Source organism: Streptomyces sp. NPDC057939, from assembly GCF_042887545.1.
Lineage (GTDB): Bacteria > Actinomycetota > Actinomycetes > Streptomycetales > Streptomycetaceae > Streptomyces.
Genome location: NZ_JBHVPG010000022.1, coordinates 12,715 through 36,306 on the forward strand (window position 1 = coordinate 12,715; position 23,592 = coordinate 36,306).

Annotated in this window: 22 protein-coding genes and 5 pseudogenes; 14 read left to right on the forward strand and 13 right to left on the reverse strand. The window is 68.5% G+C overall.

The window, feature by feature from the left end:
- Nucleotides 1-270 precede the first annotated feature (270 nt).
- Complete coding sequence (locus ACFVS6_RS23190; protein WP_389706448.1) at nt 271-684, forward strand: ATP-binding protein; 414 nt, start codon at nt 271-273, stop codon at nt 682-684.
- A 399-nt stretch (nt 685-1,083) separates the two neighbouring features.
- Here the strand turns inward: ACFVS6_RS23190 and ACFVS6_RS23195 are convergent, their stop codons facing one another.
- On the reverse strand, nt 1,084-1,338 hold the full coding sequence (locus ACFVS6_RS23195) for a hypothetical protein (RefSeq protein WP_389706449.1): 255 nt from the start codon (nt 1,336-1,338) through the stop codon (nt 1,084-1,086).
- 547 nt (nt 1,339-1,885) lie between these two features.
- Between ACFVS6_RS23195 and ACFVS6_RS23200 the strand changes: the two genes are divergently transcribed.
- From ACFVS6_RS23200 to ACFVS6_RS23220, 5 genes and pseudogenes are all read left to right on the forward strand, one after another.
- Nucleotides 1,886-2,749, forward strand: a complete 864-nt coding sequence (locus tag ACFVS6_RS23200; RefSeq protein ID WP_389706451.1) for an STAS domain-containing protein — start codon at nt 1,886-1,888, stop codon at nt 2,747-2,749.
- Nucleotides 2,746-3,096: pseudogene (locus ACFVS6_RS23205) on the forward strand (STAS domain-containing protein); the annotation flags it as partial. The gene ACFVS6_RS23200 and the pseudogene ACFVS6_RS23205, both read left to right, overlap by 4 nt.
- 86 nt (nt 3,097-3,182) lie before the next feature.
- Nucleotides 3,183-3,599 carry an anti-sigma regulatory factor gene (locus ACFVS6_RS23210; RefSeq protein ID WP_389706453.1) on the forward strand — a complete coding sequence of 139 codons (417 nt, stop codon included), beginning with the start codon at nt 3,183-3,185 and terminating at the stop codon, nt 3,597-3,599.
- 5 nt (nt 3,600-3,604) lie between these two features.
- The gene (locus ACFVS6_RS23215; RefSeq protein WP_389706455.1) at nt 3,605-4,828 is read left to right on the forward strand and encodes an ATP-binding protein; all 1,224 of its coding nucleotides are present in this window, start codon (nt 3,605-3,607) and stop codon (nt 4,826-4,828) included.
- Nucleotides 4,825-6,186 carry a PP2C family protein-serine/threonine phosphatase gene (locus ACFVS6_RS23220; protein ID WP_389706456.1) on the forward strand — a complete coding sequence of 454 codons (1,362 nt, stop codon included), beginning with the start codon at nt 4,825-4,827 and terminating at the stop codon, nt 6,184-6,186. Before ACFVS6_RS23215 ends, ACFVS6_RS23220 begins: the two co-directional genes overlap by 4 nt.
- A gap of 1,008 nt (nt 6,187-7,194) precedes the next feature.
- On the opposite strand, the gene ACFVS6_RS23225 is transcribed toward ACFVS6_RS23220, so the two are convergent.
- Complete coding sequence (locus ACFVS6_RS23225; RefSeq protein ID WP_389706457.1) at nt 7,195-7,398, reverse strand: ABC transporter substrate-binding protein; 204 nt, start codon at nt 7,396-7,398, stop codon at nt 7,195-7,197.
- 747 nt (nt 7,399-8,145) lie between these two features.
- Here ACFVS6_RS23225 and ACFVS6_RS23230 point away from each other — a divergent pair.
- On the forward strand, nt 8,146-8,535 hold the full coding sequence (locus tag ACFVS6_RS23230) for a hypothetical protein (RefSeq protein WP_389706459.1): 390 nt from the start codon (nt 8,146-8,148) through the stop codon (nt 8,533-8,535).
- Nucleotides 8,536-9,172: 637 nt separating this feature from the next.
- Here ACFVS6_RS23230 and ACFVS6_RS23235 read toward each other — a convergent pair.
- Nucleotides 9,173-10,654, reverse strand: a complete 1,482-nt coding sequence (locus ACFVS6_RS23235) for an MFS transporter (RefSeq protein WP_389706461.1) — start codon at nt 10,652-10,654, stop codon at nt 9,173-9,175.
- A 439-nt stretch (nt 10,655-11,093) separates the two neighbouring features.
- Here ACFVS6_RS23235 and ACFVS6_RS23240 point away from each other — a divergent pair.
- Nucleotides 11,094-11,527: pseudogene (locus ACFVS6_RS23240) on the forward strand (Ku protein).
- On the forward strand, nt 11,494-11,916 hold the full coding sequence (locus ACFVS6_RS23245) for a hypothetical protein (protein WP_389706463.1): 423 nt from the start codon (nt 11,494-11,496) through the stop codon (nt 11,914-11,916). The pseudogene ACFVS6_RS23240 and the gene ACFVS6_RS23245 overlap by 34 nt, the downstream one beginning before the upstream one ends.
- A gap of 196 nt (nt 11,917-12,112) precedes the next feature.
- On the opposite strand, the gene ACFVS6_RS23250 is transcribed toward ACFVS6_RS23245, so the two are convergent.
- The 4 genes from ACFVS6_RS23250 to ACFVS6_RS23265 all read right to left on the reverse strand — a co-directional run bounded on the left by ACFVS6_RS23250 (nt 12,113) and on the right by ACFVS6_RS23265 (nt 15,306).
- Nucleotides 12,113-12,370 (reverse strand): hypothetical protein, encoded by a 258-nt coding sequence (locus tag ACFVS6_RS23250; protein ID WP_389706465.1) that lies wholly within the window; start codon nt 12,368-12,370, stop codon nt 12,113-12,115.
- Between the two features lie 247 nt (nt 12,371-12,617).
- Nucleotides 12,618-13,883: a multidrug effflux MFS transporter gene (locus tag ACFVS6_RS23255; RefSeq protein ID WP_389706466.1), complete on the reverse strand. Its 1,266-nt coding sequence runs from the start codon at nt 13,881-13,883 to the stop codon at nt 12,618-12,620.
- Nucleotides 13,884-13,885: 2 nt separating this feature from the next.
- Nucleotides 13,886-14,530, reverse strand: a complete 645-nt coding sequence (locus ACFVS6_RS23260; protein ID WP_389706468.1) for an NAD(P)-dependent oxidoreductase — start codon at nt 14,528-14,530, stop codon at nt 13,886-13,888.
- Nucleotides 14,531-14,553: 23 nt separating this feature from the next.
- Nucleotides 14,554-15,306 (reverse strand): MBL fold metallo-hydrolase, encoded by a 753-nt coding sequence (locus ACFVS6_RS23265; protein ID WP_389706470.1) that lies wholly within the window; start codon nt 15,304-15,306, stop codon nt 14,554-14,556.
- A gap of 81 nt (nt 15,307-15,387) precedes the next feature.
- Here ACFVS6_RS23265 and ACFVS6_RS23270 point away from each other — a divergent pair, with 81 nt between their 5' ends.
- The 3 genes and pseudogenes from ACFVS6_RS23270 (at nt 15,388) to ACFVS6_RS23280 (ending at nt 17,538) form a co-directional block, all read left to right on the forward strand.
- Entirely contained in the window at nt 15,388-16,017 is a 630-nt protein-coding gene (locus ACFVS6_RS23270; RefSeq protein ID WP_389706472.1) for a winged helix-turn-helix transcriptional regulator, read from the forward strand.
- A 196-nt stretch (nt 16,018-16,213) separates the two neighbouring features.
- A pseudogene (locus ACFVS6_RS23275) lies at nt 16,214-16,528 on the forward strand (IS5/IS1182 family transposase); the annotation flags it as partial.
- Between the two features lie 117 nt (nt 16,529-16,645).
- Nucleotides 16,646-17,538, forward strand: a pseudogene (locus ACFVS6_RS23280) (IS5 family transposase).
- Here ACFVS6_RS23280 and ACFVS6_RS23285 read toward each other — a convergent pair.
- The 5 genes and pseudogenes from ACFVS6_RS23285 to ACFVS6_RS23305 all read right to left on the reverse strand — a co-directional run bounded on the left by ACFVS6_RS23285 (nt 17,522) and on the right by ACFVS6_RS23305 (nt 20,119).
- A complete protein-coding gene (locus ACFVS6_RS23285; RefSeq protein WP_389706474.1) occupies nt 17,522-17,932 on the reverse strand; it encodes a DUF6193 family natural product biosynthesis protein in 411 nt (136 codons plus the stop codon). The pseudogene ACFVS6_RS23280 and the gene ACFVS6_RS23285 sit on opposite strands and share 17 nt — an antisense overlap.
- A 211-nt stretch (nt 17,933-18,143) precedes the next feature.
- Entirely contained in the window at nt 18,144-18,920 is a 777-nt protein-coding gene (locus tag ACFVS6_RS23290) for a hypothetical protein (protein ID WP_389706476.1), read from the reverse strand.
- Between the two features lie 84 nt (nt 18,921-19,004).
- Nucleotides 19,005-19,082: pseudogene (locus tag ACFVS6_RS23295) on the reverse strand (ATPase); the annotation flags it as partial.
- 169 nt (nt 19,083-19,251) lie between these two features.
- A complete protein-coding gene (locus tag ACFVS6_RS23300; RefSeq protein ID WP_389706477.1) occupies nt 19,252-19,554 on the reverse strand; it encodes a hypothetical protein in 303 nt (100 codons plus the stop codon).
- Between the two features lie 121 nt (nt 19,555-19,675).
- Complete coding sequence (locus ACFVS6_RS23305; protein ID WP_389706479.1) at nt 19,676-20,119, reverse strand: TIGR03618 family F420-dependent PPOX class oxidoreductase; 444 nt, start codon at nt 20,117-20,119, stop codon at nt 19,676-19,678.
- Nucleotides 20,120-20,463: 344 nt separating this feature from the next.
- Between ACFVS6_RS23305 and ACFVS6_RS23310 the strand changes: the two genes are divergently transcribed.
- Nucleotides 20,464-20,613 (forward strand): hypothetical protein, encoded by a 150-nt coding sequence (locus ACFVS6_RS23310; RefSeq protein ID WP_389706480.1) that lies wholly within the window; start codon nt 20,464-20,466, stop codon nt 20,611-20,613.
- Between the two features lie 1,168 nt (nt 20,614-21,781).
- Here the strand turns inward: ACFVS6_RS23310 and ACFVS6_RS23315 are convergent.
- Nucleotides 21,782-22,306, reverse strand: coding sequence for a hypothetical protein (locus tag ACFVS6_RS23315; protein ID WP_389706481.1), 525 nt, complete (start codon nt 22,304-22,306; stop codon nt 21,782-21,784).
- 394 nt (nt 22,307-22,700) lie between these two features.
- On the opposite strand from ACFVS6_RS23315, the gene ACFVS6_RS23320 reads away from it, so the two are divergent.
- Entirely contained in the window at nt 22,701-23,195 is a 495-nt protein-coding gene (locus tag ACFVS6_RS23320) for a hypothetical protein (protein WP_389706482.1), read from the forward strand.
- Nucleotides 23,196-23,592 lie beyond the last annotated feature (397 nt).

The following is a 23,592-nucleotide window of genomic DNA, read 5'->3' on the forward strand; positions in this document are numbered from 1 at the left end:
CGTCTCTACCCGGCTGAGTGCCGCGAACCGTCGCCTGCCGACAATACCCCGGCGGACAACACCCGTTGTCCATGGTTCGAGATTCAGGCCCCTCCCGACCGTGATCGGGTCGGACGCGGCCCTTCCGCGTTGACCTGCCGCGTCAGGGCCGGCGGCCGCGCGGGGTCGGATGCCGCTCCGGCCGATCGAACAGCATTCGGGCGGATAGAGTCCTTCGGTGTCGCGCCCGCAGCGTGGCCGCTGAAGAGGACAGAGGAGGCCGAACAGCCCGTGACGAGGCGCCACAACCCCATATCGTGCTCCGCCACGTACGCGGGCGGCGAGCCGATCGCCGAGGCCCGCCACCTCACCCGTCGGTTCCTCGCCGAGGTCCAGGACGTACACCGTGTCCCCGTGAGTGACCGCGCCCTGGACGTCGTGGAACTCGTGGTCAGCGAACTCGTCACCAACGCCCGCAAGTACGCCCCCGGACCGAGCCGACTGACGCTGGAGGTCCGGGACGGTCGCATGGAAGTCATGGTGTGGGACAGCAACCCGAACCCGCCCGCGATCCTGCCCCCCGACCCCCTGCGCATCGGGCAACAAGGACTCGCGATCGTCATGGCCGTCACCCACTCCCTCGCGATCCGACGTGAGCCCGCCGGGAAACAGATCTCCGCCTCCATCCCGCTGACAGACGGCTGAAGGACCCGCCCGATACGGTCGACAGAACCGGATCCGGCTGCGCTTCCCGGTTCCGCCGGTGCGTCAAGGAGCCCGTGACCCGTTCCGGAGTCCTTGCGCCTCCATCGGGAGAGAGCGGCCGGGACCCGGCCGGTTGACCTCCGGCCGTCGACACGGGGGGACGGGAGCGCGCTCGGTCCTGCTGCCGGCCGCCTGGCGAGGAAGGTCGGAGCAAAAGATGCGCCGTGATGGTCTTGCCATGGGGACCGATGGATCTCCGTGTGTTCGGCGAGGCGGTTGCCAAGTCCCCGACCGAAGCCGCCCGGCAGGCGTGCGGGGCTGCCCGGGGAACGCGGATGCTGCGGCGAGGCATCGGGTACTTCGATATGGCCCTGGGCGGGGACCGTCGGACCCGGTGGGTCAGAGGTGGTGCGGTCCGTCGTGGTAGCCGCCCACCTGGCGGTGATAGTCCTCGTTGCCGAGGTGCCAGTCCTTGTCGAACTCAGGAGCGTTCTCCATCTGCTCCCTTGTCCGGTCGAGGTAAATCTTCCGGTCGTGGGTGTCGATGTACGCGGAACCGACCTCGTCGGAGCGCTTGTCCATCGTGTAGCCCGTCAGATCCGCGCCGGGCAGGCCGCCGGACGTCTCACGGTAGCCCCACGCGTTCTCGGACATACGAAGAACTCCTTCAAAAACAGATTCTCGACGATTGCTCCCACCTGAAAGTTTCCGTGTGACGCAACCGCGTTGAGCTCCGCATGCCCCGGCAGAATTGCCTCACGCCCAAGAACTTCGCCCTTCCCACTGCTGCCTCGCCCACAGCGGCGCCTCATTGACGACGCACGCCGGCGCCCGGTAGGAGGGCAACGACGAATTTCGGCAGGGCGAGCGGGTGGAACCTGGAGTGCGGAGCTCCGGCAGGTCTGTAACCAGCCCCGCAAGAAGGGCCGTTGAGGCGCGGATCACCGTCGCCCCGCTCCCGGTGCCAGGGACCGTTGCCGGCTTCCGTATTCGCCTGCGCGGCCCGTCACCTCTGTGCCGGGCCGAGAAAAAGGGGGCGGGCAGGACCGTGCCGGTCGCTCGGGAGCGGGAAGGGCGTCCGTCCACGCGCCCGCACAGGACGATGGGAAAGCCCGCTTCCGACAGTGCTCATGGGCAGGAAGGCAGAGCGGTACCCGGCACGGAGAATTATGGCCTAGGGTTCGGTGACTCATATAAAGGGATGTGCATTGTGGCTGATGGGAACGTTACGGACCGCCTGATCGGCCTGTTGTCGGCACGAGGTGAGGACCTGGGGGCCGAATGGGCCGACAAGGTCACCGGTTCGCTGGGCGGACGCGTGAGCCGGAGCGAGGTACAGCGTGAGCTGCAGGAGCTGTACACGGCGCTGGTGGCCGCGCTGGGCGAGGGCAGCCTGGACGCGCGCGGGGAGGCGTTCGGCGAGGTTCGCGCCCTGCTGACCGAACTGTCACGGAACCGGGCCCGGCAGGGCTTCAGCCCGACCGAGACCGCGGTGGGCGTGTTCGCGCTCAAGGAGGTCCTGGAGTCGGCGCTCGTCGGCAAGGACCACGACGTTCAGGCCTACCTGCACTTCACGACCCTGCTGGACGCTCTGGGACTGTTCACCATCGAGGTGTACACCCGTACCCGCGAGGAGTTGATCTCCGCACAGGCCGAGCAGCTCATGGAGCTGTCCACGCCGGTGGTGAAGCTGTGGGACGGGATCATCGGCGTCCCGCTGGTCGGGACCCTGGACTCCGCTCGCACCATGGTCGTCATGGAGAAGATGCTCCAGGCGCTGATCGACACGGGCTCCGAGCAGGCCATCATCGACATCACGGGTGTTCCGGCGGTGGACACCGAGGTGGCACAACACCTTTTGAAGACGGTTGTCGCGGCCCGTCTGATGGGTGCGGAGTGCACGATATCGGGGATCCGTCCTCAGATCGCCCAGACCATCGTGGCCCTGGGCATCGACTTCGGTGACATCGTCACCAAGGCCACCCTGGCCGACGCGCTGCGCCACGCGCTGCGTCGCTCCGGCGTCTCCTTCTCCCGGCCCGCTTCGCAGGGTGGCAGCCGGTGAGTGAGCGCGTGCCGGTCCTGCGGATCGGTCAGGTTCTGTTGGTTTCGATCCAAACGGATTTGGACGACCAGGCGGTGATGGTCCTCCAGGATGATCTCGCGGCCGCGGTCGTCGACTCGGGCGCGCACGGGGTGGTCATCGACATCACCGCCGTCGAGATCGTCGACTCGTTCGTCGGGCGGATGCTGTCCACCATCGCTTCGATCTCGCGCCTGCTGGACGCGCAGACGGTCGTGGTCGGCATGCGGCCGGCCGTCGCCATCACCCTGGTCGAGCTCGGGCTCTCGCTCGGTGGGGTTCGGACCGCCCTGACACTCGACAAGGGCCTGCAGGTCCTTGAACGGGCCCGCAGGCAGCAGTTGGGTGAGGGCTCCTACTCCTCCGTCACAGAATTCGGCGATCAGGGTGCCGGGCCGGATCCTGCGGCAGGCCGGTGAACGGCCCGGCCGGCCAAGGCCCGACCGTACTGGAGATCAGCGCCAACGCCGGCGTGGTCCAGGCCCGGCAACTGGTCCGCGCCTTGGCCCAGGAGTGCCGGCTCTCCCTGGTCGAGCAGACCAAGCTGATCACCGCCGCCAGTGAACTGGCCCGCAACACCCTGATCTACGGAGGCGGCGGGACCATGACCGCCGCACTGGTAAGCGAATACGGCCGACGCGGGGTGCGCCTGGTCTTCACCGACCACGGACCCGGAATCCCCGACGTGGGCCTGGCCCTCACCGACGGCTGGACCTCGGGCAACGGCATGGGGCTCGGACTGTCCGGCTCCAAGCGGCTGGTCGACGAGTTCGTCCTGGACACCGCCCCCGGGCAGGGCACCACTGTCTCCATCACCAAGTGGGCGAGATGATCGGCATGGGAGACGCACCACTGCTGGACTGCGAGGACACGGCCTGGTTCCGAGACCGGCCCGAAGCCGCCCGCGGCGCGGCCGCCGCCCTGGGTCGCCGCATCGGCCTGGGGGAGCACCGCACCGCGCAGCTCGTGCTGGCCGTGACCGAACTGGCCACCAACCTCGCCAAACATGCCGTTGACGGCTCCATACTGCTGCGGGTTCTGCGCAACCGGAGCGTCGCCGGTGTCGAGGTGATCGTCATCGACGGCGGCCCCGGCATGGCCGACGTACCTTCGGCCCTGCGCGACGGGGTGTCCACGGTCGGGACACTGGGGCTGGGACTGGGCGCGGTGACACGGTTGGCCGACCGGTTCGACGTCCATTCCCTGCCCGGCACCGGGACCGTCCAACTGGCCCGGTTCTGGCCGCACCCCCAGCCGCCCTCGGTGGCCGGTGAGGCCGTCGTCGCGGGGATCAGTCGGCCCATCAGCGGCGAGGAGGTCTGTGGCGACGCCTGGATCGCGCGCGGCGACGAACGGACCGGCGGGCAGGTGCCCGGCGAACGCGCAGAAGCAGGTTCCGGCTCCGGCTCCGGTGACAGGTCTCCCGCGGTTCTGGACTGGTCGGCGATGACCGCGGCGCGGTCCGGCGGTCCTTCGCACGTGAGGCCCGTACGGCCGGATCGCCACCTACGGCCCGGGACCACCGGGCGTTCGGAACTCGTCCAGGATGTCTCCGTGTCGGAGCGGGGCGTGCTGGTGATGTCGTGCGACGGACTCGGCCACGGACCGATGGCAGCCAACGCCTCACAAGCCGCCGTCCATGCCTTCCGCACGGGTTCCGGTCACACTCCCGCGCAGGTGATGGAGGAGGTACACCGCGCGCTGCGCGGTACCCGCGGCGCCGCAGTCGCCATCGCGCGGCTGGAGACCGGCGGGCGGGTGCTGTTCTGCGGGATCGGGAACATCACGGCGGCTGTGATCAGTGTCGACAGCCGCTCCAACCTTCTCTCCCACCCCGGGATCGTCGGCCATCAGATGCGGCGCCTGCGCACCTACGAACATCAGGTACCGGCGGGCGGGGCGCTGGTGATGCACTCCGACGGACTCAGCGAGCGTTGGAGGCCCGGCGATCTGGCGTCCTCGCTGCATCATCCCCCGGCCCTGATCGCGGCGGGACTCCTGCGCCTGGCCGGGACCCGCCGCGACGACGCCAGCGTGGTGATCGCCAAGGGGGGCTGGTGAACGTGCCCGCCGCCCGCGCTCCTGGACGGGTCCCCACCCTGGTGACCGCGGTCGCCACCGAACAGGACGTCTTCGCCCTGCGTCGGCGCGCCAAAACCGTTGCCGAGGCCGCCGGCCTCGACAACCGGGATCAGGTGCGCCTCGCCACCGCGCTGAGCGAACTGGGCCGCGATCTTCTGCGCTCCTCCGCCCCCATGACCGCGTCCTTCGACGTCCTGCGCGAACCGCCGGCGCTCAAGGCCTCCCTGCGGTGGCATGACGACCGAGTCCCCAGCAGCGAGTCGTTGGCCGCCGTCACCCGCCTCCTGCCGCAAACCGAGTGCGCTCCCGCTGCCGTCGGGTCCGCGGCGGAGGCGGCCGGCGTTCGCGGCGGACGCATCGACATCACCTGCCCGCTCCCCCACCTCTCGGTCGGCGAACATGCCGCGGCCCGGGTACGGGCACTCGTCGAGGCCGAGGCTCCCGCAAGCGCGATCGACGACCTGCGGGCCCAATCCCGCGACCTGATCGCCGCGCTGGAGGAGTCCCACGCCCAGCGTGACGAGCTCGAACGTCTCAATGAGGAACTCACGGAGACCAACGCGGGGGTCATGGCCCTCTACGCAGAGCTGACGGTGGAACACAAGGACGTCGTCGAACGCTTCAGCCAGGAGCACGAACTCGCCCTGGCCCTCCAGCGCACCTTCCTGCCCGCGGCCCTGCCCGAATCCCCCGGTGTCGAACTCGCCGTGCGGTACCTGCCCGCAGTCACCACGGCCGAGATCGGCGGCGACTTCTACGAGGCCGTCAACACGCCTCACGGACTGCTCCTCGCCGTCGGCGACGTCGTCGGCCACTCGCTTCAGGCCGCTCTCGTCATGGGCCAGCTCCGGCACGCCCTGCGCGCCTACGCGGCCCAGGGGCACCCCCCGCACGTCCTGCTGGAACACCTCGACCACCTACTGGGCCTGCACCAGCCCGGCTGGACCACCAGCGTGTGCATCGTGCTGATCGAGCCGGGCAACGCGCGGATGCACGTCGCCAATGCCGGCCACCTCCCGCCCCTGCTCCTGCCGCCCGTCGGCGCGCCCCGTTTCCTGCGCGAACACGGCCCGATCCTGGGCATCGGGCTGCCCCACCCACCTGCCACCGGCCATCCCATCGAACCCGGCAGCCGGCTCGTGCTGGTCACGGACGGACTCGTCGAAACCCGTCGCAGCGACCTCTTCGAGCGCCTCGACCTGCTCGCCGCCAGCGCCGCGGCGGGACCGCACGAACCCGAGGCCCTCTGCACGCAACTCGTCGACACGTTCGCGGCCGAACCCGACGACGACATCATCGTCTTCACCGCCCGCCTCCACCCGTCCCCCGCCTCCTGAAGGACCGAGTCGGCAATGGGCACCCCGCTCCAGCCCATCCACCACGGGTCCGGCCCGCTTGGTCGTCACCGTCCGCTCCGCGCCGACGACCCGCCGGTCCGGGGCATGCCGTGTGAGGGCGGCTTGGCAATGGCCGTCATCCAACGGAGTCGAAATACTGGTCCGTCGACTCGTACTTGCCAGTGCCCGTGATCTCACCCACGAACCAGCTGCCGACGCGCCCGTCCCGCACATCGATGAACCTTCCCCTCCAGCCGTCCTGGTCCGACAGGAACGGGATCCACTCGTTACGCCAGAACGGGTGGTCCGGCTGGTCCGGAGGGTCGAATCCGCAGGACGTGGAACGGTTCGCGTAAAGCCTCTCCATCGCCCGGATACCCAGAAAGACCTTCCCTCGTCGGGGAACCCATCGAAGCCAAAGCACATCACTTCGTCGTCGAAATCTTCCTCCGGCAGATCCAGATTGTTCCGCAGCAGCCACGTCCGCAGGTCCCCATGCAGGGAGATCCCCATCCGCTCTTCGGCTGCCGCGAGCATCTGCACCGTAGCGGGCCCAGGCAGATCCGCGTGATCGGCCGGCGCATGCTCCCGAAGAAGACCCATCACACGCGACCAACTCCCAGCCGCGCTCATCGCCCTCCGACCTGTGTCCTTCTACAGAAATGTCTCCGTCCGACTACGCCACTGCGGAGGTTGAGAAGTACCGGCCGGAGAACCTTGCAGAGATGGCACTTCTAGAGTGTGTTCCATTCCTCCCCACGATCGCCTTCCGCCCCGAAGCGCAGGGGCGGCCCCTCGGCGAAGTACCGCCCGCGACTTATCACAGACAAGCCACTGTGCCCGGCGGGCCCAGCCGGAGAGTTTCCAGGACTCGAGCGAGGGCCACGGCGTCACCCCGGAGTGGCGAAGCTGAAAACGCTCACTCACACCATCACCGGCCACACGACCCGCTGAACGCACGGTAGAAACTACACTCAACAGGCGAAAAGAGACTGTAGGGGCTGGCGCCTACAGGGGCTGCTTGGCGGCCACGAGGAGGTTCTGCGTCAGTTCGCCCACTCCTCCTTTACGCAGGATGTCGGCCCACTCGTTCTGGCTGGCCGTGATGTGGCTGACGCCCTCTTGCATGACGTCGTACATCAGCCATTCGCCGGTCTTGGAGTTCCTGCGCCATTGGAGATCCACGTAGGTCCTGTCGTATACGACACGCATGGCGACCATGTCCGTTCCGTTCGGGGCCGCTCCGGAGCAACGGTCGGAACTTGGCCCAGGGTGTGGGACAGCCCCCGGGCCAGTTCCCGTTCCGTGTAGCCGCCGAACTCGGAGAAGTGCGCCTCATGTTGCGCCGACGACGCGCTCTTGCAGTAGGCCCCGCAGGCCGGCGCGGCGGAGTACTTCAACACCCGCTCCTGGGTCAGGCGCGCTGTGACCTTGCCCAACAGATATTGCGTCATCGAGTAGGGGTTCTTCTTATCCGTGATCATTTGCGGTGATCCTTCGCACAAGCCCCCCTGAGCCAGGGGGTGGACGGCCGCCGTGACGGGCGGCTTTGCACGTGGCTAGCCGTGGTTTGATCCCCGCAATCGAGCAACCCCGACAGGGAGCACCGAAGAGTGTGGCTCTCTCGTCGGATACCCGCCCTGATTTGCCTTCGCCGTCCTGTAGTACAGGTGGCTGTTCTCGTCGCCCTCGTGCTTGCGGCCGACCAAGACCTCATTTACAGGTGCCTGGAAGTCAGTTTTCACCGCTGGGGTTCGGTCGGGGCGGCTGTCCGTGGCCGGGCTGATCGACCTGCGGCCCGACTGGCGTCCGCACGGTGCAAGACTGGGCACCTCTTCGATGGAGGCAAGAGGCCTTCGTGTGAGGCGTTTTGGGTGGGGGACGATGCGCAAGGTCAGGTGGGTGGCAGTGGCCGCCGGTGTTGTACTGCTTGTGGCGGGGTGCGCCGGTGAGGGCGGTGTGAAGGTGGAAGCGGCCACGGTCGCAGCGGAGATGGACGCGGCCGCGACCGCGGCCGGGTTCACCAAGGACCCGTCGATCGACACGACGGGACCCGAGGCCAAGGAGTGCAAAGTCGACTGGGCGGTGAACGACCCCGGTAAGTCCGCCGATCCGAAGAAGGCGTTCGCGGACACGATCGCCGGCCTGGTCGAGGCCGGCTGGACCGAGGGCAAGAGTGACCGCAAGGGCGACGTGGACATGAAGATTGCGACCAAGGGCGACTGGGAGGTGCGGGGGGCAGCAGACCTGGGTGAGGGAATCAAGGCCGTGGTGTTCGCCGGCACCAATACGTCCGCGAAGTGCCTCCCGATCCTCATCGCCGACCAGGGAAACAGCAAGAAGCACTGACGGCCCGGGTCACCAACACCGTCCCACGCCCTCCCGGGCGGCGCGGGACGGGTCGGCTCCTCGGCGGACAGACGCTGCACCTCGACGTAGAGGCTGATCGGGCCACGCGTTCGACGGCCCGGGCGGTGTCGAGGTCATTGCGCCTGAGTGCGGTAGTCGGGCCGTGCGGCCGACCACCGTGCTCAGGCGGTCAATGTCAGCGCGAGAGACGGTCGGGCGTCAGGCGGGCTCCGGGACAACCTCCTCGACCGAATCAGCGAAGCCGAGCACGGAGGCTGGCTCGGCGAGATCGAGGGCCTCCGCGTCAGCCTCGCCGGGGCTGAAGCCAAGATCAGGCAGATCGACGGGGCGACGGCCGGCGGGCCCGTGCTGCTCGGCCCGCCGGTGCCACGCCCTGCGCCCCTGGGGTGATCCGGAACTGGGAGGAGGAGCGTGCGTCGGCCGTGTATGTCGCCGAGCCGTCCGCCAGTGATCAGTCCGACGCGACGGTCAGCGAGAACCCGGCGGTCAGCCACTACGCCGCGGCCCGTCCGGCGCCAGTCGATGACAGGATCGCGGGCAGGGCGATCAGGACGACCGACTGGTCGGCCGGGGGCGGTGGTACCCGGTGCCGGGTACCACCGCCCCCGGGTGTGGCTCAGTCGGTCTGGCTGTCGGCCTGCTTGGGCAGGCTGAACATCAGGGCCCACATCAGGGCAAGGAGGGCGCTGACCCACCACAGGACAGTGACGAACGCGTCGCGGTTGACCGGGCCGTCGTGGGAGCCGCCGGTGATGGCGAAGAACACGACGGCGGTGAGCGCGGTCCCCAGTGCGATGCCCAGGTGGATGGCGGTGTTGAACAGGCCCGAGGCCGAGCCTGCGTCCTCGTGCGGGACCCTGGCCAGCGACAGGTCGGCGAGCGGGCCGGACACCATGCCCAGGCCAAAGCCGATCAGTACCACCGGAGCGGTCATCGCCAACAAGGTCAGGTCGCCCTGGCGGCTCGCGATCTGGAGTCCGTAGGCGATCATCGCGGCGGTCGCGATGAGTGCTCCGGCCTGCGGCAGACGACGGGCGAAACGTCCCGCGGTCTTCGCCGCGATGGTCGCGCCGCCCAGTTCTCCCACGGAAAGCAGCACGAAGGCAATGGCCGCCTCGAGCGGGCTCATGCCGAGTCCGCGCTGCAGGTACAGCGTCCAGGTCATGAAGAACAGGCCGCACAGCAGGCCGTGCAGCAGGTCCGTGGCCATGCCCCCGGAGAACTGCCTGATGCGGAAGAGGGACAGGGTCACCAGCGGGGCATTGCCCTGCCTGCGCCGCTGATGACGCAGGAAGACACCGAGGAGAAGGACGCCGGTGGCGAGCATGGCGAAGCACCACAGCGGCCATCGGTGGGCGTGGCCCTCGGTGAGCGGGAAGAGGATCAGGACGATGGCCAGGCCGGACAGCAGCGTGCCGACCAGGTCGAGCCGGTCGGCCTTGCGGACGGTCGACTCGGGGACGAACTTGCGTCCCAGGAGGAGTACGGCCAGCCCGACGGGCACATTGACCAGGAAGATCGGCCGCCAGGACAGCCCGAACAGGTCGGCCTGGGTGAGCACGCCGCCCAGGACCGGGCCCAGGACGTTGGCGATGGCCAGGACGGCCCCGTACAGGCCGAACGCCTTGCTGCGGTTTCGGCCTTCGAAGGTGACGTGCATGGTCGCCAGGACCTGCGGGATCATCACCGCCACACCGATGCCCTGGAGCAGGCGGGCGCCGATCAGCACGCCCGGGCCGGTCGCCAGACCGCACAGCAGCGAGGCGGCTGTGAACACGACGGTGCCGATCAGCAGGATCCTGCGCCGGCCGTGGATGTCACCGAGCCGTCCGCCGGTGATCAGCCCGACGGCGACAGGGAGGGAATAGGCGGTGGTCAGCCACTGCAACGCGACCGGTCCGGCGCCGGTGGACTCCTGGATCGCGGGCAGGGCGGTCAGGACGACCGACTGGTCGAGCATGTTCATCAGCTCGGCGGTCAGCAGCACCAGGAGGGCGATCCAGGCCCCCATGGCCATCTTCGACGGGCCAGGTGAGGGGTGGGCCGGGGTCCGGGTGGTGGTGTGCTCTGGCTCGTTGTCGAGCGCGGAGGAAGACAAGGCGGGAACTCCTGATCCAAAGGAATCGGGGAGCCCTGCCGCCAGCCGCACCGGGGTCGGAAAACACCAAAGCCCGGGGCAGACGGCAGAGCTGCACCCGGGACGGAAAACTGCGGGGATGGGTGACGCAACTCAGGCCGGCGCGACGTCCGCCCCCGGACACGTGCGACACATCAGCACGCGGGGAACACGGACGACTACACGGCCTGGTTAATAGGACGTCACCTCAAGATCGACACACAGAAGGAACAAGAACTCCGGTCACTGCCACCGACACCTCGACGCAGGGACCTGTCCACGATACGACATCCCCGAGCGCCGCCGCACAACAGATTGCCGACCCGCGAAACGATGTCGCTCCGCGTCCACCACACATCGGGATGGCTCAGAGAAGGTCAGCCCGCCGGTCGGCCTCTGCACAGCCACCGACAGCCACACCATCCACTTCCATCAGCTCCAGCGCGGCACCTCCGACCGCATCCGCAACAAACGGATCAACGAACGAACCGGCGACGAAGTGGACCTGTCGGACATCGTGAAGGGCTACGACACCGGCGGCGAGTACGTTTTGGTCGATCCGAAGGAACAACCTATTGCCTCGGCCCTCGCGGGAAGGGCTTCGACAAGGTCTACAGCCTTCTTGAGCAGGCACTGACGAAGGCCGGGAAGGCCGGGAACGCCACGTTCGTGATGCGCCGGCACGAATACCTCGTCGCCCTCAAAGCCGAGAACGGCCTCCTGACCCTGCACACCCTGCACTGGGCCGACGAGATCCGGGACCCGAAGAAGGAGATCGACGCCCTGCCCGGCCGTACCAAGGCCTCCGCCAAGGACTACGGATGGCCGAGCAACTCATCACCGCCCTCAGCATGACCTGGAACCCCGAACAGTTCCACGACACCTTCCAGGAGAAGGTCGCCGCCCCCATCGACGCCAAACAGGCGGGCGCGAGCGTGGAGAAGGTCGAACCCGCCACCGAGCCGACCGGCGTCGTCGACCTCGCGGAAGCCCTGAGCGCCAGCGCAGAACGAGCGGCGAGCCCGAAAGCCACCGGCGGAAAAGCCACCGCCTCCGGCAGAACCACCTCCCCGAAGAAGCCGGCTGCGGCGAAGAAGCGGATCCGCCCCGCACCCAAGAAGGAGGACCTCGACGGCCTGTCCAAAGGCCGCCCTCTACAAGGAGGCGGCCGCCGCCCACCTACCCGGCCGCTCACACATGACCCGCGACGAACTGGTACGAGCTCTGGCCCGCACCTGACGTAACCCGCGGCCGGCCGCCGCCTGCGGGCGATCCTCGTCCGAGCCCTCGGTATCGCCGCCCTCTTCACCATCCCGCGCCCCCTCGATCCGTGCCGCGGCACTGCGCCAGGCGTTCAACGTCAAGGCTGTCGGCGCCGCGGACCGCTTGCGAGAAGGATCGGCGGGCCGCCCCGGGGTGCCCGGTTCGGGCCCGCGCGCTTTACGACTGCCGCCAGGCCTCGCGCGCCGAGAGCCGGCCGTCGCCAGGTGCGAGCTGATCGGTGGGCCCTGAGACGCCCGCCGGCCGTGCGCACCGGTGCCCGAAGCGTTGGGCGTACTCCTCGTTCGACAGGATCAACGTCTCGCCTCCGTCCTCCGGGGCGGGACCGGCGGCTTGTGCCAGCGGAGTCGCCAGCAGGACCGACAGACAGGCCGCCGCGGCGGCGCTGATCACGCGTCGGAAGGGTGGAACGGGCATCAGGGCTCCTTCGTCGTGGTGTCCGCCGTGTGTGGCGGACGGGTGTGGCGGGCGTGCGCGGAAGCAGGGTATGGGTACGGCAGGGCATCCGGCCTCGCACGCCACGGGCGAAGGCCCGTCCGCCCGCCGGGCGCCTTCGGCGCCCATTGCGTGGCTACGGTCGGGAGTGAACTCCACGTCCGTGCCGCCGCATCCGGCCGCGATGTCCAGGAGCCGGTCCCGCTCCAACCACGAAGGATGGAACGGCTCACTGGATGCCGGCTCGTCCGCGATCGATGTGCCGGCGCGGTCGCCGGTCCCCGGCAGGTCCTCGGCGAGCCTGCCTACGAGTGCGATCACCGGGCATCGACCGGGTGAGGACGCCGAGTGTGAGCAGAGCGAGCGCCGGCAGCACGGCGACGATGATTCCCATCGGCAAGGCGTCGGTGGCGCCACCCGCGCCGGCCAGCGGAGCAAGTGCCGCGCCGAACATGAACTGGCTGAAGCCGAGCAGAGCGGCGGCCGACCCGGCGTGTCCGCCGTGGTCGGCCATGGCCTGGGCCGTGGCGTTCGGCATGACCAGGCCCACGCTGGAGACCAGGACGAACAGGCCGATCAGGAGCACGGGCAGGGGTGCCCGTGTCAGCACCGCGCCCAGGACCGTGGTGCCACCGGCTGTCGCGCCCAGCAGACCGGCGAACAGCAGCGCGCGGGCGCCGGCCCGGGCCACCAGCCGGCCGCTGATCCGGGCGGCCGCGATGAGTCCGGCGGCGTTGACGGCGAACACGGCGCTGTACTGCTGCGGTGACAGGCCGTGGATTTCCTGCAGGACGAACGGCGAGCCGGAGATGTAGGCGAACATCGCCGCGAAGACCAGGCCGTTGGCCAGGACGTACCCGATGAAGACCCGGTCGCTGAGCAGCTGCCCGACGACGGCCGGCAGTGGCCGGCGTGACGCGGAGGGCCGGCTCTCCGGCACTCCTGCGGCGGAGGCCGCCAGCATCACGGCGCCGAGTACGGCCAGGGCCACGAAGATTCCAGGCCAGGTCGTGACGCGCAGTAGCTGGCCGCCGAGGACCGGCGCGAACACCGGCGCCAGGCCGGTGATCAAGGTCAGTGTGGCGAAGAGACGTGCGGTGCGGGTTCCGGAGGTGCGGTCGCGGACCATGGCGTTGGCGATGACGATGCCGAACGCCCCGCCGATGCCCTGGACCAGGCGTAGGCCGACGAAGGTCCGCAGGTCTGGTGCCACCGCGCAGAGCGCGCCGGCGATCGTGTAGAGGGCGAGGCCCGCCAGCAACGGACGCCGCCGGCCGTAGGTGTCGCTCAGCGGCCCGGCGATCAACTGTCCGATGGCCAGCCCGGCCAGACAGGCGGTGATGGTGAGCTGGGTGGCCGCGGCGCCGGCGCGCAGGTCGCCGGCGAGGTCCGGCAGTGCGGGCAGGTAGCCGTCGATGGACAGTGGTCCCAGGGCCACGAGCGCTGCGAGCAGGACGATGAATCGGGTGTGCCGGCCGGCGGCGTCGTTGCTCATGGTCAGTACGCCACGGTGATGCGGCGGCGGATCGCGGTGCCGCCCTCGATCGTGTCGGCCAGGGCGATCGCGTAGTCGGCGTACGAAATGCGGCTGTTGCCGTCGTCGTCGGTGAGCAGGCTGTCCCCGGCGCTGCGGTAGGCCCCGGTCCGCTCGCCCGCTCCGATGACCGCGGCGGGCGACACGTACGTCCAGTCGAGGTCGTGCACGCCGCGGTAGAGGTCGAGCGCTTCGGACTGGGCCTCGGCGTTGGCCTTCCACAGCGCGGGGAACTCCGGGTCGTCCATGACCCGGGCGCCTGTCGGCGTGCGCAGGCTACCGGCACCCCCGATGGTAACCAGGCGGGTGACGCCGGCTCGGCGGAGTCCGTCGATCAGGGCACGGGCGGCACCGACGATCGTGGCGCGGTCGTTCTCCTGGCCGATCCGGGGGCCGACGGCCGACAGTACGGCGTCGTGGGAGGCGGCGAGGCCGGCGACCGCCGCCGGGTCGGTGACGTCACCGGTGGTCACGGTCAGGGCCTTGTGCTCGAGGCCGTCGACGTGGCCGGATCGGGTGACCGCGGTGACGGTGTGTCCGCGCCGCAGCAATTCCTCGGTGGCGGGCCGGCCGATGTTGCCGCCGGCACCGAACAGGACGATCTTCATGTGTTGCTCCTTGTTTCTGATGGTCACAGAACGGGCCGGCCGTCGGCGACGATGGCCGCGGTGATGCCGCGCTCGTCGGCGGCGTGCTGGAAGCGCTGCTCGATGTCGGGTTGTTCGGTGTAGAACGGCGGGTTGTGGAACAGGCCGTAGTGCATGGCGCAGACGGTGCCGGCGCCGAGTGCGACGGCGGCCTCGACGCCCTGCTCGGGGGTCATGGTCGCCGGGACGTTGGCCGCGTAACCCTCGAAGTGGGCGATGACGCCGTTGACCGGGACGAACGCGACGTCGAACGGGCCGTGGTCGCGGGCGATCTGCCACCAGCTGCCGTGCCACTGGGTGTCGCCGCAGTGGATGACCCGCCGGCCGGCGCCTTCGACGACCCAGGCGACCTGGTCACAGTCGTTGCCGCGCCAGTCCAGCGAGGTCACCGGGGTGACGGTCAGCTCTCCGATGCGCCGTGACCGGCCCAGGTCCTGGGCAACGGGGGTGATGCCCGCCTCGCGCAGCGCGGCCGCGCTCGGGGTGTGGCAGCCGATCGTGCCGGTGGTCGCGATCCGGGCGATCAGGTCGTGGTCGTAGTGGTCGGGGTGCAGGTGGGTGATGAGGGCGTGGGTGCCGGGCGGGGTGTCGACCGGGTCGACCGGCCGGTGCGGCGGCCCCATCACCGGCGCCAGCGGAGCGACGTTCTCGAGCGGGTCGATCAGCAGGCGGGTGTCGCCGAGACGGATCTCGACGCCGGCCCAGGCCAGCCGACGCACGGAAAGGGTGGTGGTCATGGGCAGCGACGCTAGACCGACCTTGTTGAGAAAGTCAACAAGGAAGTTTTGAATCTCAACGTCGCGATGTAGGGTGGTGGCATGCGCACTTACGGGCAGTACTGCGGCATCGCGAAAGCACTGGACACCATCGGCGACCGATGGACCCTGCTGATCATCCGCGAACTGCTCGCCCTGGGTCCTTGCCGGCACACCGACCTGCGCAACGGGCTGCCCGGAATCGCCAGCAACCTGCTGGTCGACCGGCTCCGCGAACTCGAGGAAGCCGGCCTGATCCACCGCGAGGCCGCCCCGCCGCCGGTGGCCACCACCCTGTTCTCCCTCACCGAGCGTGGCCGCACGCTGGAGCCGGTGCTGCAGGAACTGAGCCGATGGGGAATTCCGCTGTTGCGTGAACCGGCCGGCAGCGACACCTTCCGCACCCACTGGCTGGACGTGCCCGCCCGGGCACTCACCGACCACCACCCCGACCAGCCGGCAATCGCCCTGCAACTGCACGCCGACGGCAACGAAGATCTGGTCATCGAAGTCAAGGACGGCTCGGTGCACACCCACGCCGGCAGGGTCGACCACCCCACCGCGTCCCTGACCGGACCGCCGCACCTGCTGGCCGCGACCCTGCTCGGCGAACTCGATCTGAGCGCCGCAGTACAGCAAGGCTTGCGGCTCGGCGGCGATCACCAGGCAGTACTGCGCATCCTGCCCCGCTGAACGACCGGCCGCTCACGAGGCTGCGACCTCAAGCCCTACCGAGCCTGCGCCGGTCTCAAAAACGGTCCATTGAGCGTTTTCCAACTGGCTTTGGTCAGCTGAGGGCGCGTATCGGGTAGGGCGCGGGGTCGGGTGGGGCTCCCGGTAGGACAAGCAATCGACCGAGAAAGATGCCCGGGAACTCCCGGGAGCCTGATTGCTGTCCCACCCTGCCGCGATCCCGCTGAGCACCCGTTCGCTGAACAGTCTCGCCGACCTGATGCGCACCCATCGCCGGCAACGCCGATCACGATGGCGCCGCCTCAAAGCCGACCGTCAAGCGCTCCTGGCGCAGGCCCACCTTCGCAAGGGCGACACGTTCACCCTGCCGGCAGTCGGCTTCCAGATCGATGGTGGCCACCGCCCGGCCTACGTCCGCGAAGCGATCACCCTGCTCGCGGCGACCGCCGAGCACCTGCAGGCAGCCATGACCCGGATTCGCCTCCTGGCCCACGCGATCCTCAGCGGCACCCGTCCCGATCGGCTTTGTTCAATTCCAGGGGCAGCGTTTGTCCGCCGGTTTGGGCAGCAGTTGCGGATCTTGAGGCCCTTAGACCGCGTTTGAGATCTGCCGTAGCCGTGGGCTGACGTGCTCGTTGGACTCTTCGCGAGCGGTTCTGGGGGCGGGTATCCGTCGGATCCAACGGACGAGCAGCGGACGCTTGTGGAGCCGTTGCTGCCGCCGGCGCGGGTGGGGCCGAAGGGCGGGCGGCGGGAGAAGCATCCGCGGCGTCGGATCGTGGACGCGATCTTCTACGTGGTGCGGACAGGGTGCGCTTGGCGGCAGCTGCCGAAAGACTTCCCCCCTGGCCCACGGTCTACTGGTACTTCACCTGGTGGCACGATGACAGCACCGTCGAGCGTGTCCACGACGCACTGCGTGACCGGGTCCGCGTGGCCGACGGACGCAACCTTGAACCGAGTGCCGGACCAATCGACTCTCAGTCCGTGCGCACTGCCGACACCGTCCCCGCCGCTGCCAGAGGCTTCGATGCAGGCAAGAAGGTCAAGGGCCGCAAGCGGTTCATCGTCACCGACACCCTCGGCCTGCTCCTGGCCGTCCACGTCGTCGCCGCGAACATCCAGGACCGCGACGGCGCCAGGCGTCCGCTGCTGTGGACCCGCCTCGACCACCCGGGTGTGAAGAAGATCTGGGCGGACCAGGACTTCGCCGGACGCCTGGTCGATTGGACCGCTCAGATCCTCGGCCGCGAGCTGGACATCGTCCGTAAAAGCCCGGGCCAACGCGGCTTCCAGGTCCAACCCAAGCGGTGGGCGATCGAGCGCACCTTCTCTTGGCTCACCGCCCACCGGCGCCTCGCCCGGGACTACGAGACCATTCCGGCCCGGTCCGAGACCGTGATCCGCTGGGCGATGATCGGCATCATGGTCCGCCGGCTCACCCGCGCCCGACCGGCGACGCGGCCGGGCCCGCACCCGCTCGTACGCACCGAAACCGGACAAGCTATTCGACTCGGCTGAGCGATTCGAGGTCGTCGGGCGTGCCATCAAGGGCAGGACCACAGTCAGGGGGGAGGTGCGAGGCTACGAGTTCCACGGCCTCATCAGCAATAACGGCGCCACCGATCTGCTCCCGCCCCGAACCGCGCGGCTCATGCAGCCGACGAACACGGAAGTGCCGTTCGCCATGGGGGAAGATCGAGGGCAGGTCTTGCGACCAAGGGAAGCGGGTGCACCGGCTGAACTGCAGCGATCCATGACTGACCAGCGGAAACAGAGCCCGGAGGGCAGGGTTTGCATATGCCGCCTCCACCAGGGCTGTGTCGATGAGGTTCGCGCCCATGTCCCGCACGACCTGCCACTTGGCTGCCACCGGGTCGTCTGGCGCTGTCCCGAGTATGTCCTTCTCTGCCATGCTCGGACATTAGCTGACTCTGCAACGGCTGCTTCGTAGGCCGCCGTTTGCCTTCCTCGCTGATGAGGAACTGCTTCACCGGTACCGCACCTGCCACCTCCGAGCTCCCCTCAACCACACCGGCCACTTCGGGGGCACCTCAGCCGCACGTCAGAGCAGATCTCAAACGCGGTCTTAGATGTTCATGAGAAAAAGCGGCGCCTGTGACGCGTCATTGCCCCGCGCGTGGCCGGGTGAGTCCAGCTCCGACCCTGGTCAGCATCTGGCCGAGGAGGTGGAGAGCTCGTGCCCGTGTCGGCACTCCGCGTGCTGTGCCCCTCCAGTAGGCGTCGGTGAGTTTCTCGGTCACCTCGAGAGTCCGACTGTCGTCCTGGGCAGCCAGCACAAGGACGAACCGCACGTAGTCGCCGATGTCGGTGCCCTTGGGGTACTGGTTCATGACGGTGTGCAGGCGCGCTGTCAGCGCGGGCAGGGTGCGGACGGTCGGAAAGACCACGGCGAGACCGGCGAGAGCCAACCGAACTGCGGGGCATTCGGCCGACCAGCGGGCGAGTAGATCAGGGGTGTGCAACAGGACCGCGTTGCCGGCTCGGGCCTCGCTGTGGGGATCGGCATGTCGCGGGGTGGCCGGCCAGGCCTCGGCGAGGTGGCGCTCGGCGACAGTGGCGGCGCTGAACAGCAGGTCGACGGCTTCGAACCGGTGTCGGGCGGGGGTCCGGTCGTCGACGGCCAGGGCCGCAAGCAGGGCCAGGCCGTCAGCGGTGTAGGGCTGGCAGGTGTCCTGGTGGAGGATCTCGTTGTAGAACTCGGCGAGGAAGGACCGGTCGTCCCAGGTCGGGTCGATCGCTGAGCCGAACAACATCGCCGCTTGGAGCGGCAAGCGGTCCAGCAGGCGATCGGCAATGACGTCCCGGAAGAGTTGCCGGACCGGCGGGCCACAAGAGATCGCGTCGTGCAGGGTCTGCTCGGGTGCGGCGTGCATGTCCATGACCAGCGCAGCCTACTGGGGCACCTGCTGTGACGGGCCGCCGCCCTCCGGGCGGCGGCCCGTCACAGCAGGTAGCGGCAGGGGTCAGCCGGCCTGGGCCGCTTCCGCGGCGCGAGCGCGGGTGCTGGCGAGACGGTAGGAGTCGGTGCCGGTCTCGATGATCCAGGCCACATCACACGCCAACACCGCCTACGCCGTCAGCCGTAGCCCTGGCCGGCAGAGGCCACCCACGCGTACCGGCTATTCCAACCGGGCCTTCAGCGGTCGACCACCGCCCATGCCTCGAACCCAGTCCTCATCACCCCGGCCATCGCGGGTCCGCCTCATCCAGTTAAACCGTCGAGCCGCCACCCCATCGCGCCCTCAGAACCTCGGCCCAGTCACCGGCTTCGGGACCCGGATCCTCCCACTGTGGCACCGGGCCGGGAGCAGTCTCGATCAGGTGCACGAGTGTCCAGGCGACGCCGTAGCAGTCGTCGGGGCCGAAGCAGGTGGCCAGGGCAGCCGCCTCTTCGGACGTGACAGGGCGCGAGATCGCCGACAGCTGGTGGTCGCGCCGGTCGATCTCTTCCTCGCTCGCATCCCAGTCGGGTAGCGGTCCATCAGCGACGAACGTCTGCACTTCGGGTCTCATGACCGAATGATCGTCTCCTCTGCCGTACCGGGACCATTCGTCGCGCGCCAGACCCGCAGCGAACCACTTGATCAGCGGGATACGGCTGAGGAGGACTGCCGCGACGGGGTGTGCCTGCCGGTCAGGGGCCGGGGATGGGACCTCCCGGCCTGAAGCGCTCCACCCCGACGATGTGTCGCACCTTGAGTGGGCGCACGATCACAGCGACTCGCTGTTCCCCCGGCATGGTCCACTCGTAGTCGCTGCCAAGGTACTTGCGGGCCAGCTGGTCCATCCGGTCGTGGGCTTCCTCGCCCTCGATGAACCGGGTCGCCACGCCACTGATCTGGACTCGGTCGAAGGGGTCGGTGGCGTCCGCGTGCGAGAGATAGACACGGGGGTCGCGGCGCAGGTTCTCCTCCTTCACCCGACCGACCGAGGTGTTGAACGTCAGTTCCCCCTCCCCCTCCAGATCCACCCACATCGGGCTGACCTGCGGTGCTCCATCGGCGAACACGGTTCCGACGTACCAGACGTTGGGGGCCTGCAGGCGGGCGCGGACAACGTCATCGAAGGTCGCAGTCATGGTGGGAGGGTACTGGGCACCGATCCTTGGAACATGTGCGAAGCCAGATGATGGGTCTGCGGGGGTAAGGGTTTCGAGGTGGGTGTGGGCACGTTTCTCGTGGCGGGTGGCGACGGGCGTCCGGGTCCGCCTTGTGATCGACGAGGCCTTTCAGATGGACCGGGCCACGAGACCGGCTCGAAGAGGTCCGGGGCGCCCTGTGCCGGTGGCATCACAGCGATCCGAGGTGCTGCGGGGGGGGCGGGTCGGTGCTTGGAAGCGGTTCGGTAACGACTCGTCAAACATGGTGCCCAGCGCGGCAGAATCCATAGGCCGCGTGACAGTCGCGCTCGGATGGGAGCCTTGTGACGATCACGAAGGAAGAGCTGGTCTGGTCGGTGGTTCGGTTGTTCGCCGTCGGAATCGGCGGCATGTTGCTCTGCGCAGTCGTGATCATCATCGTGATGGCCTTCGCGGTCGCCATCAAGGAACGCACCAGAGCCCCGCGGCGCTAGCACGCCCAACGAAGTGCCGCCCTGGTCACAGCCAGAACGAAGCCGATCCACCCGTGGAGTACGCGTGAACGTCGAAGGTGGTGGACCCAATGGCCAAGGGGACGTGACGGCCGCAGCGCTGCTGCCGGCGGCACACTGACTGCGGGATGTTCCGCCGCGGACCCTGCGGGTGGCGCGGGTTCGGAACAGCGTGCTGCTGGAACATCCCCTGCGGCGAACACCTCGTCCTCCGTGCCCTCGATGCCGCGGCGCTCCTCGCGGTTGCTCTGCCGGAGGGTGAGATCACTCCGGCCGGGTCGAGCGGGAAGAAGGTGCACGAACAGGACCCGCAGGCGACGCCCCAGCCGACCAGTGACCCCGCCTGCGAGCCGACTGTAACCCCCTACCGCGACGCGCCGCGAACAGCGACCATGGCCCAGAGCTTCCGCAGCCAGGAAAGCCTCCAGTGGAGCGGAACGAGCGTGCTCACCGCCCACTCCGAACCGGCCGCCGCCACGGAATTCAGCCGGGTCCGTATGGCCTTGCTGGAATGCCGAGAGTTCCGCACGCCCGGTGTCGCCGGCGACACGTGCCACGTCCTCACCCCCGGTCAACGCGCCCGCGCAGGGCGATGAGGCGATGGCCTACGCCTTGACGTCCTGGATCGACGTGAGCGACATCAACCCCGACGCGAAGGAGGTCCGCACGTATTCCACCAGGAACGTTCCGTAGCTGCTGCCGAGTCCGTCAAGACAAGTCACGACCCTGCGCGATGGCCACCACCGCTCGCAGGTACGAACAGTGTTCCGGGTACCCAGGACTTCACGCGGGGCGATCGGAAGTTGGGGAATGGCCATACTTGCTCAGTCTGGGGCGAGTTGCTTGTGTGTACGAATTCTGGGGCGGACGGTGGCCAGCTCGGGTCAGTTGACCTCCCCCAGGTAGCTCAAGGCTTCGCGGAAGTCATCGAGGGCGGGCCTGACCGCCCGACCTTTGCGGCTGGAACAGACCGCATCGTCAGGCCCGCCGGACTGCCGCAGGTAGCAGTTGCTTCAATCCGGTTCCCCCGTACGGGAAGCGGACCGTTGCCGTCCCGTACGGCGGCACCGAGGGCATGCGATGTCCACACGGCGGCCAACCGGCGGCCGGCGGCGCCGGTTCCCGCGGAAACACAGTTCAGGACCGCTCGTCAGACCGTGTAGGCGCTCAGTTTCACGCGGAGGGTTCCGTCGGCCAGGGGCCAGGCGTCGATCGAGGTGTCGTCCGCGATGCGCCGTCTGACGATGCCCTTGGAATCCGGCGGCGTGGTGTCCTCCGGCATCTGGACGTCCACGCACAGCTCGCCCTCAGGAGTACAGGTCCGCAGCGGCTTCGCCGTGGGGTAGGAGGCCCGGAGCCAGGCTTCGAAGTCCGGTCGGGGGATGTGGAATTCGGCCCTGTACTGGATGCCGAGCCACTGGCCGTGCACGCATTCGGCTTTCCGCGCGGAGTCCGGTAGCGGCTGGGCGGCGGCGAACCTCATGGCATGGTCACATGAAACGGGCTGGGTCCCGTCGAGGACTTGGGCGACGTTGTGGACGCACCACCCTCCGGCGCCGACGACACCCACGACCGCAACGGTGGCGAGGGTCCAAATCGTCCTCGATCTGCGCCGGACCCCCTTCTGGCGACTCGCGGTCACTGGTGCGGTGGTCGTGATCTTCATTTCGGCCATGGTGGCGCGACTCCTCGCACGATGCTCCCCGCTCGTGCGGGTGATCCAATTGAACAAGTTCAGTATGAACGCGTTCAATATAGCTCACCGGAGAGGGTCCGCAGGATCAATCCCAAGCCGCCCATCCCCCATGTCCCGCCTCCAGCTGCTCGATTGACCGCCGCGACGCGCCACCACAGCGAGACCCGCCCCCACGCAGTTCCCCGATCGAATACCGCCGGCCCGCCCCCTCGAACGTGTGAGTTCAAAGGCTCCGGCTCCACAGGGCCCTCTCGGCCGTCCAGGCTGACGACCTGTGGGCTGCCGCCGTGGCCGACTTGCCCAGCTGATCGCTATGTCGACGGCGAGCGTCGGCCGCAGGGCTGCGTCAGTGGGTTCCTCTACGGTGGCCGGCATGATGCATTGGATACGCGGCGCGCTCCCGCACCACGAGGAGACCAACGTCATCTTCTTCCGAGGGTTGCCTCTGGATGCGCTCGTGCGCGGCCTCCTCGTTCAGCGGCGAATGCCACTCGCCTACGGCACGACCCCCGGCTGGGGGATGTTGATGCACGACATGAACAGTTGGGACAGCGGCGACCACGACCTCGCCCACTACGGGCGGCTGTGCAAGGGCGGCGGCGAACTCGCCGTCTTCGTGACCGAGCCATGCTGGGTGAAGGCCCACGGTCCCCTGTTCGAGTACTACCGCGACGGAAACCTGATCACCGGATTCAACTTCGAGAATCCATCCAACCCAGTGGGCGAGGAGCCTGATCTGCTGCAGCCCGTCCTCATGGCTGCGAATCTGATCGGTCCGATGTCAGATCTTGACAGGGATGACAACGAGGAACGAACGGTACAGGCGATCGCCGGCTTCTTCTCCTTGCCCGAACTCGAGATGCCTTGACCGAGGGCACTACGCGGTCTCGGTTCTGCGCAGCCGCCGGTCGGGAACGAGAATGGCCTTGACCCCTTCTTCCGGTTCAGGCGCGGATTCCGTGAAGGTGACCGAGAGTTGGCTACGGTCTGTGGTCGGCCGGAGTCTTGATCGGACGGCTGTGCCGGGCGGGGCTCTGTGCGCGAGAATGCTCGGCATGACGACTTGAAGAGCACCGGCCGGGCGACAGCATTGGCGAAAGGTCGGGAGCTGGGACACTATTCCCGACGGCAATCGACGGGTCTGCGCCGTCTGTGGAAGGCCCGTCCGCTCGTACCAGTATCGCTTCTATCCGCCCGAGTCCTCGATGTTCGAGCGGTGCATCGGACTCGCCTGGTGTTCCGCTTGCCGGATCTACTCCGGCAGC

Coding starts and splice junctions, on each gene's coding strand:
- ACFVS6_RS23195 (WP_389706449.1), bottom strand. CDS start 1,338: ATGTCCGAGAACGCGTGGGGCTACCGTGAGACGTCCGGCGGCCTGCCC.
- ACFVS6_RS23300 (WP_389706477.1), bottom strand. CDS start 19,554: ATGAGACCCGAAGTGCAGACGTTCGTCGCTGATGGACCGCTACCCGAC.
- ACFVS6_RS23265 (WP_389706470.1), bottom strand. CDS start 15,306: ATGACCACCACCCTTTCCGTGCGTCGGCTGGCCTGGGCCGGCGTCGAG.
- ACFVS6_RS23225 (WP_389706457.1), bottom strand. CDS start 7,398: ATGCGTGTCGTATACGACAGGACCTACGTGGATCTCCAATGGCGCAGG.
- ACFVS6_RS23215 (WP_389706455.1), top strand. CDS start 3,605: ATGGGAGACGCACCACTGCTGGACTGCGAGGACACGGCCTGGTTCCGA.
- ACFVS6_RS23270 (WP_389706472.1), top strand. CDS start 15,388: ATGCGCACTTACGGGCAGTACTGCGGCATCGCGAAAGCACTGGACACC.
- ACFVS6_RS23290 (WP_389706476.1), bottom strand. CDS start 18,920: ATGGACATGCACGCCGCACCCGAGCAGACCCTGCACGACGCGATCTCT.
- ACFVS6_RS23255 (WP_389706466.1), bottom strand. CDS start 13,883: ATGAGCAACGACGCCGCCGGCCGGCACACCCGATTCATCGTCCTGCTC.
- ACFVS6_RS23250 (WP_389706465.1), bottom strand. CDS start 12,370: ATGCCCGTTCCACCCTTCCGACGCGTGATCAGCGCCGCCGCGGCGGCC.
- ACFVS6_RS23320 (WP_389706482.1), top strand. CDS start 22,701: ATGATGCATTGGATACGCGGCGCGCTCCCGCACCACGAGGAGACCAAC.
- ACFVS6_RS23260 (WP_389706468.1), bottom strand. CDS start 14,530: ATGAAGATCGTCCTGTTCGGTGCCGGCGGCAACATCGGCCGGCCCGCC.
- ACFVS6_RS23315 (WP_389706481.1), bottom strand. CDS start 22,306: ATGGCCGAAATGAAGATCACGACCACCGCACCAGTGACCGCGAGTCGC.
- ACFVS6_RS23305 (WP_389706479.1), bottom strand. CDS start 20,119: ATGACTGCGACCTTCGATGACGTTGTCCGCGCCCGCCTGCAGGCCCCC.
- ACFVS6_RS23200 (WP_389706451.1), top strand. CDS start 1,886: ATGTGCATTGTGGCTGATGGGAACGTTACGGACCGCCTGATCGGCCTG.
- ACFVS6_RS23285 (WP_389706474.1), bottom strand. CDS start 17,932: ATGGCAGAGAAGGACATACTCGGGACAGCGCCAGACGACCCGGTGGCA.
- ACFVS6_RS23245 (WP_389706463.1), top strand. CDS start 11,494: ATGGCCGAGCAACTCATCACCGCCCTCAGCATGACCTGGAACCCCGAA.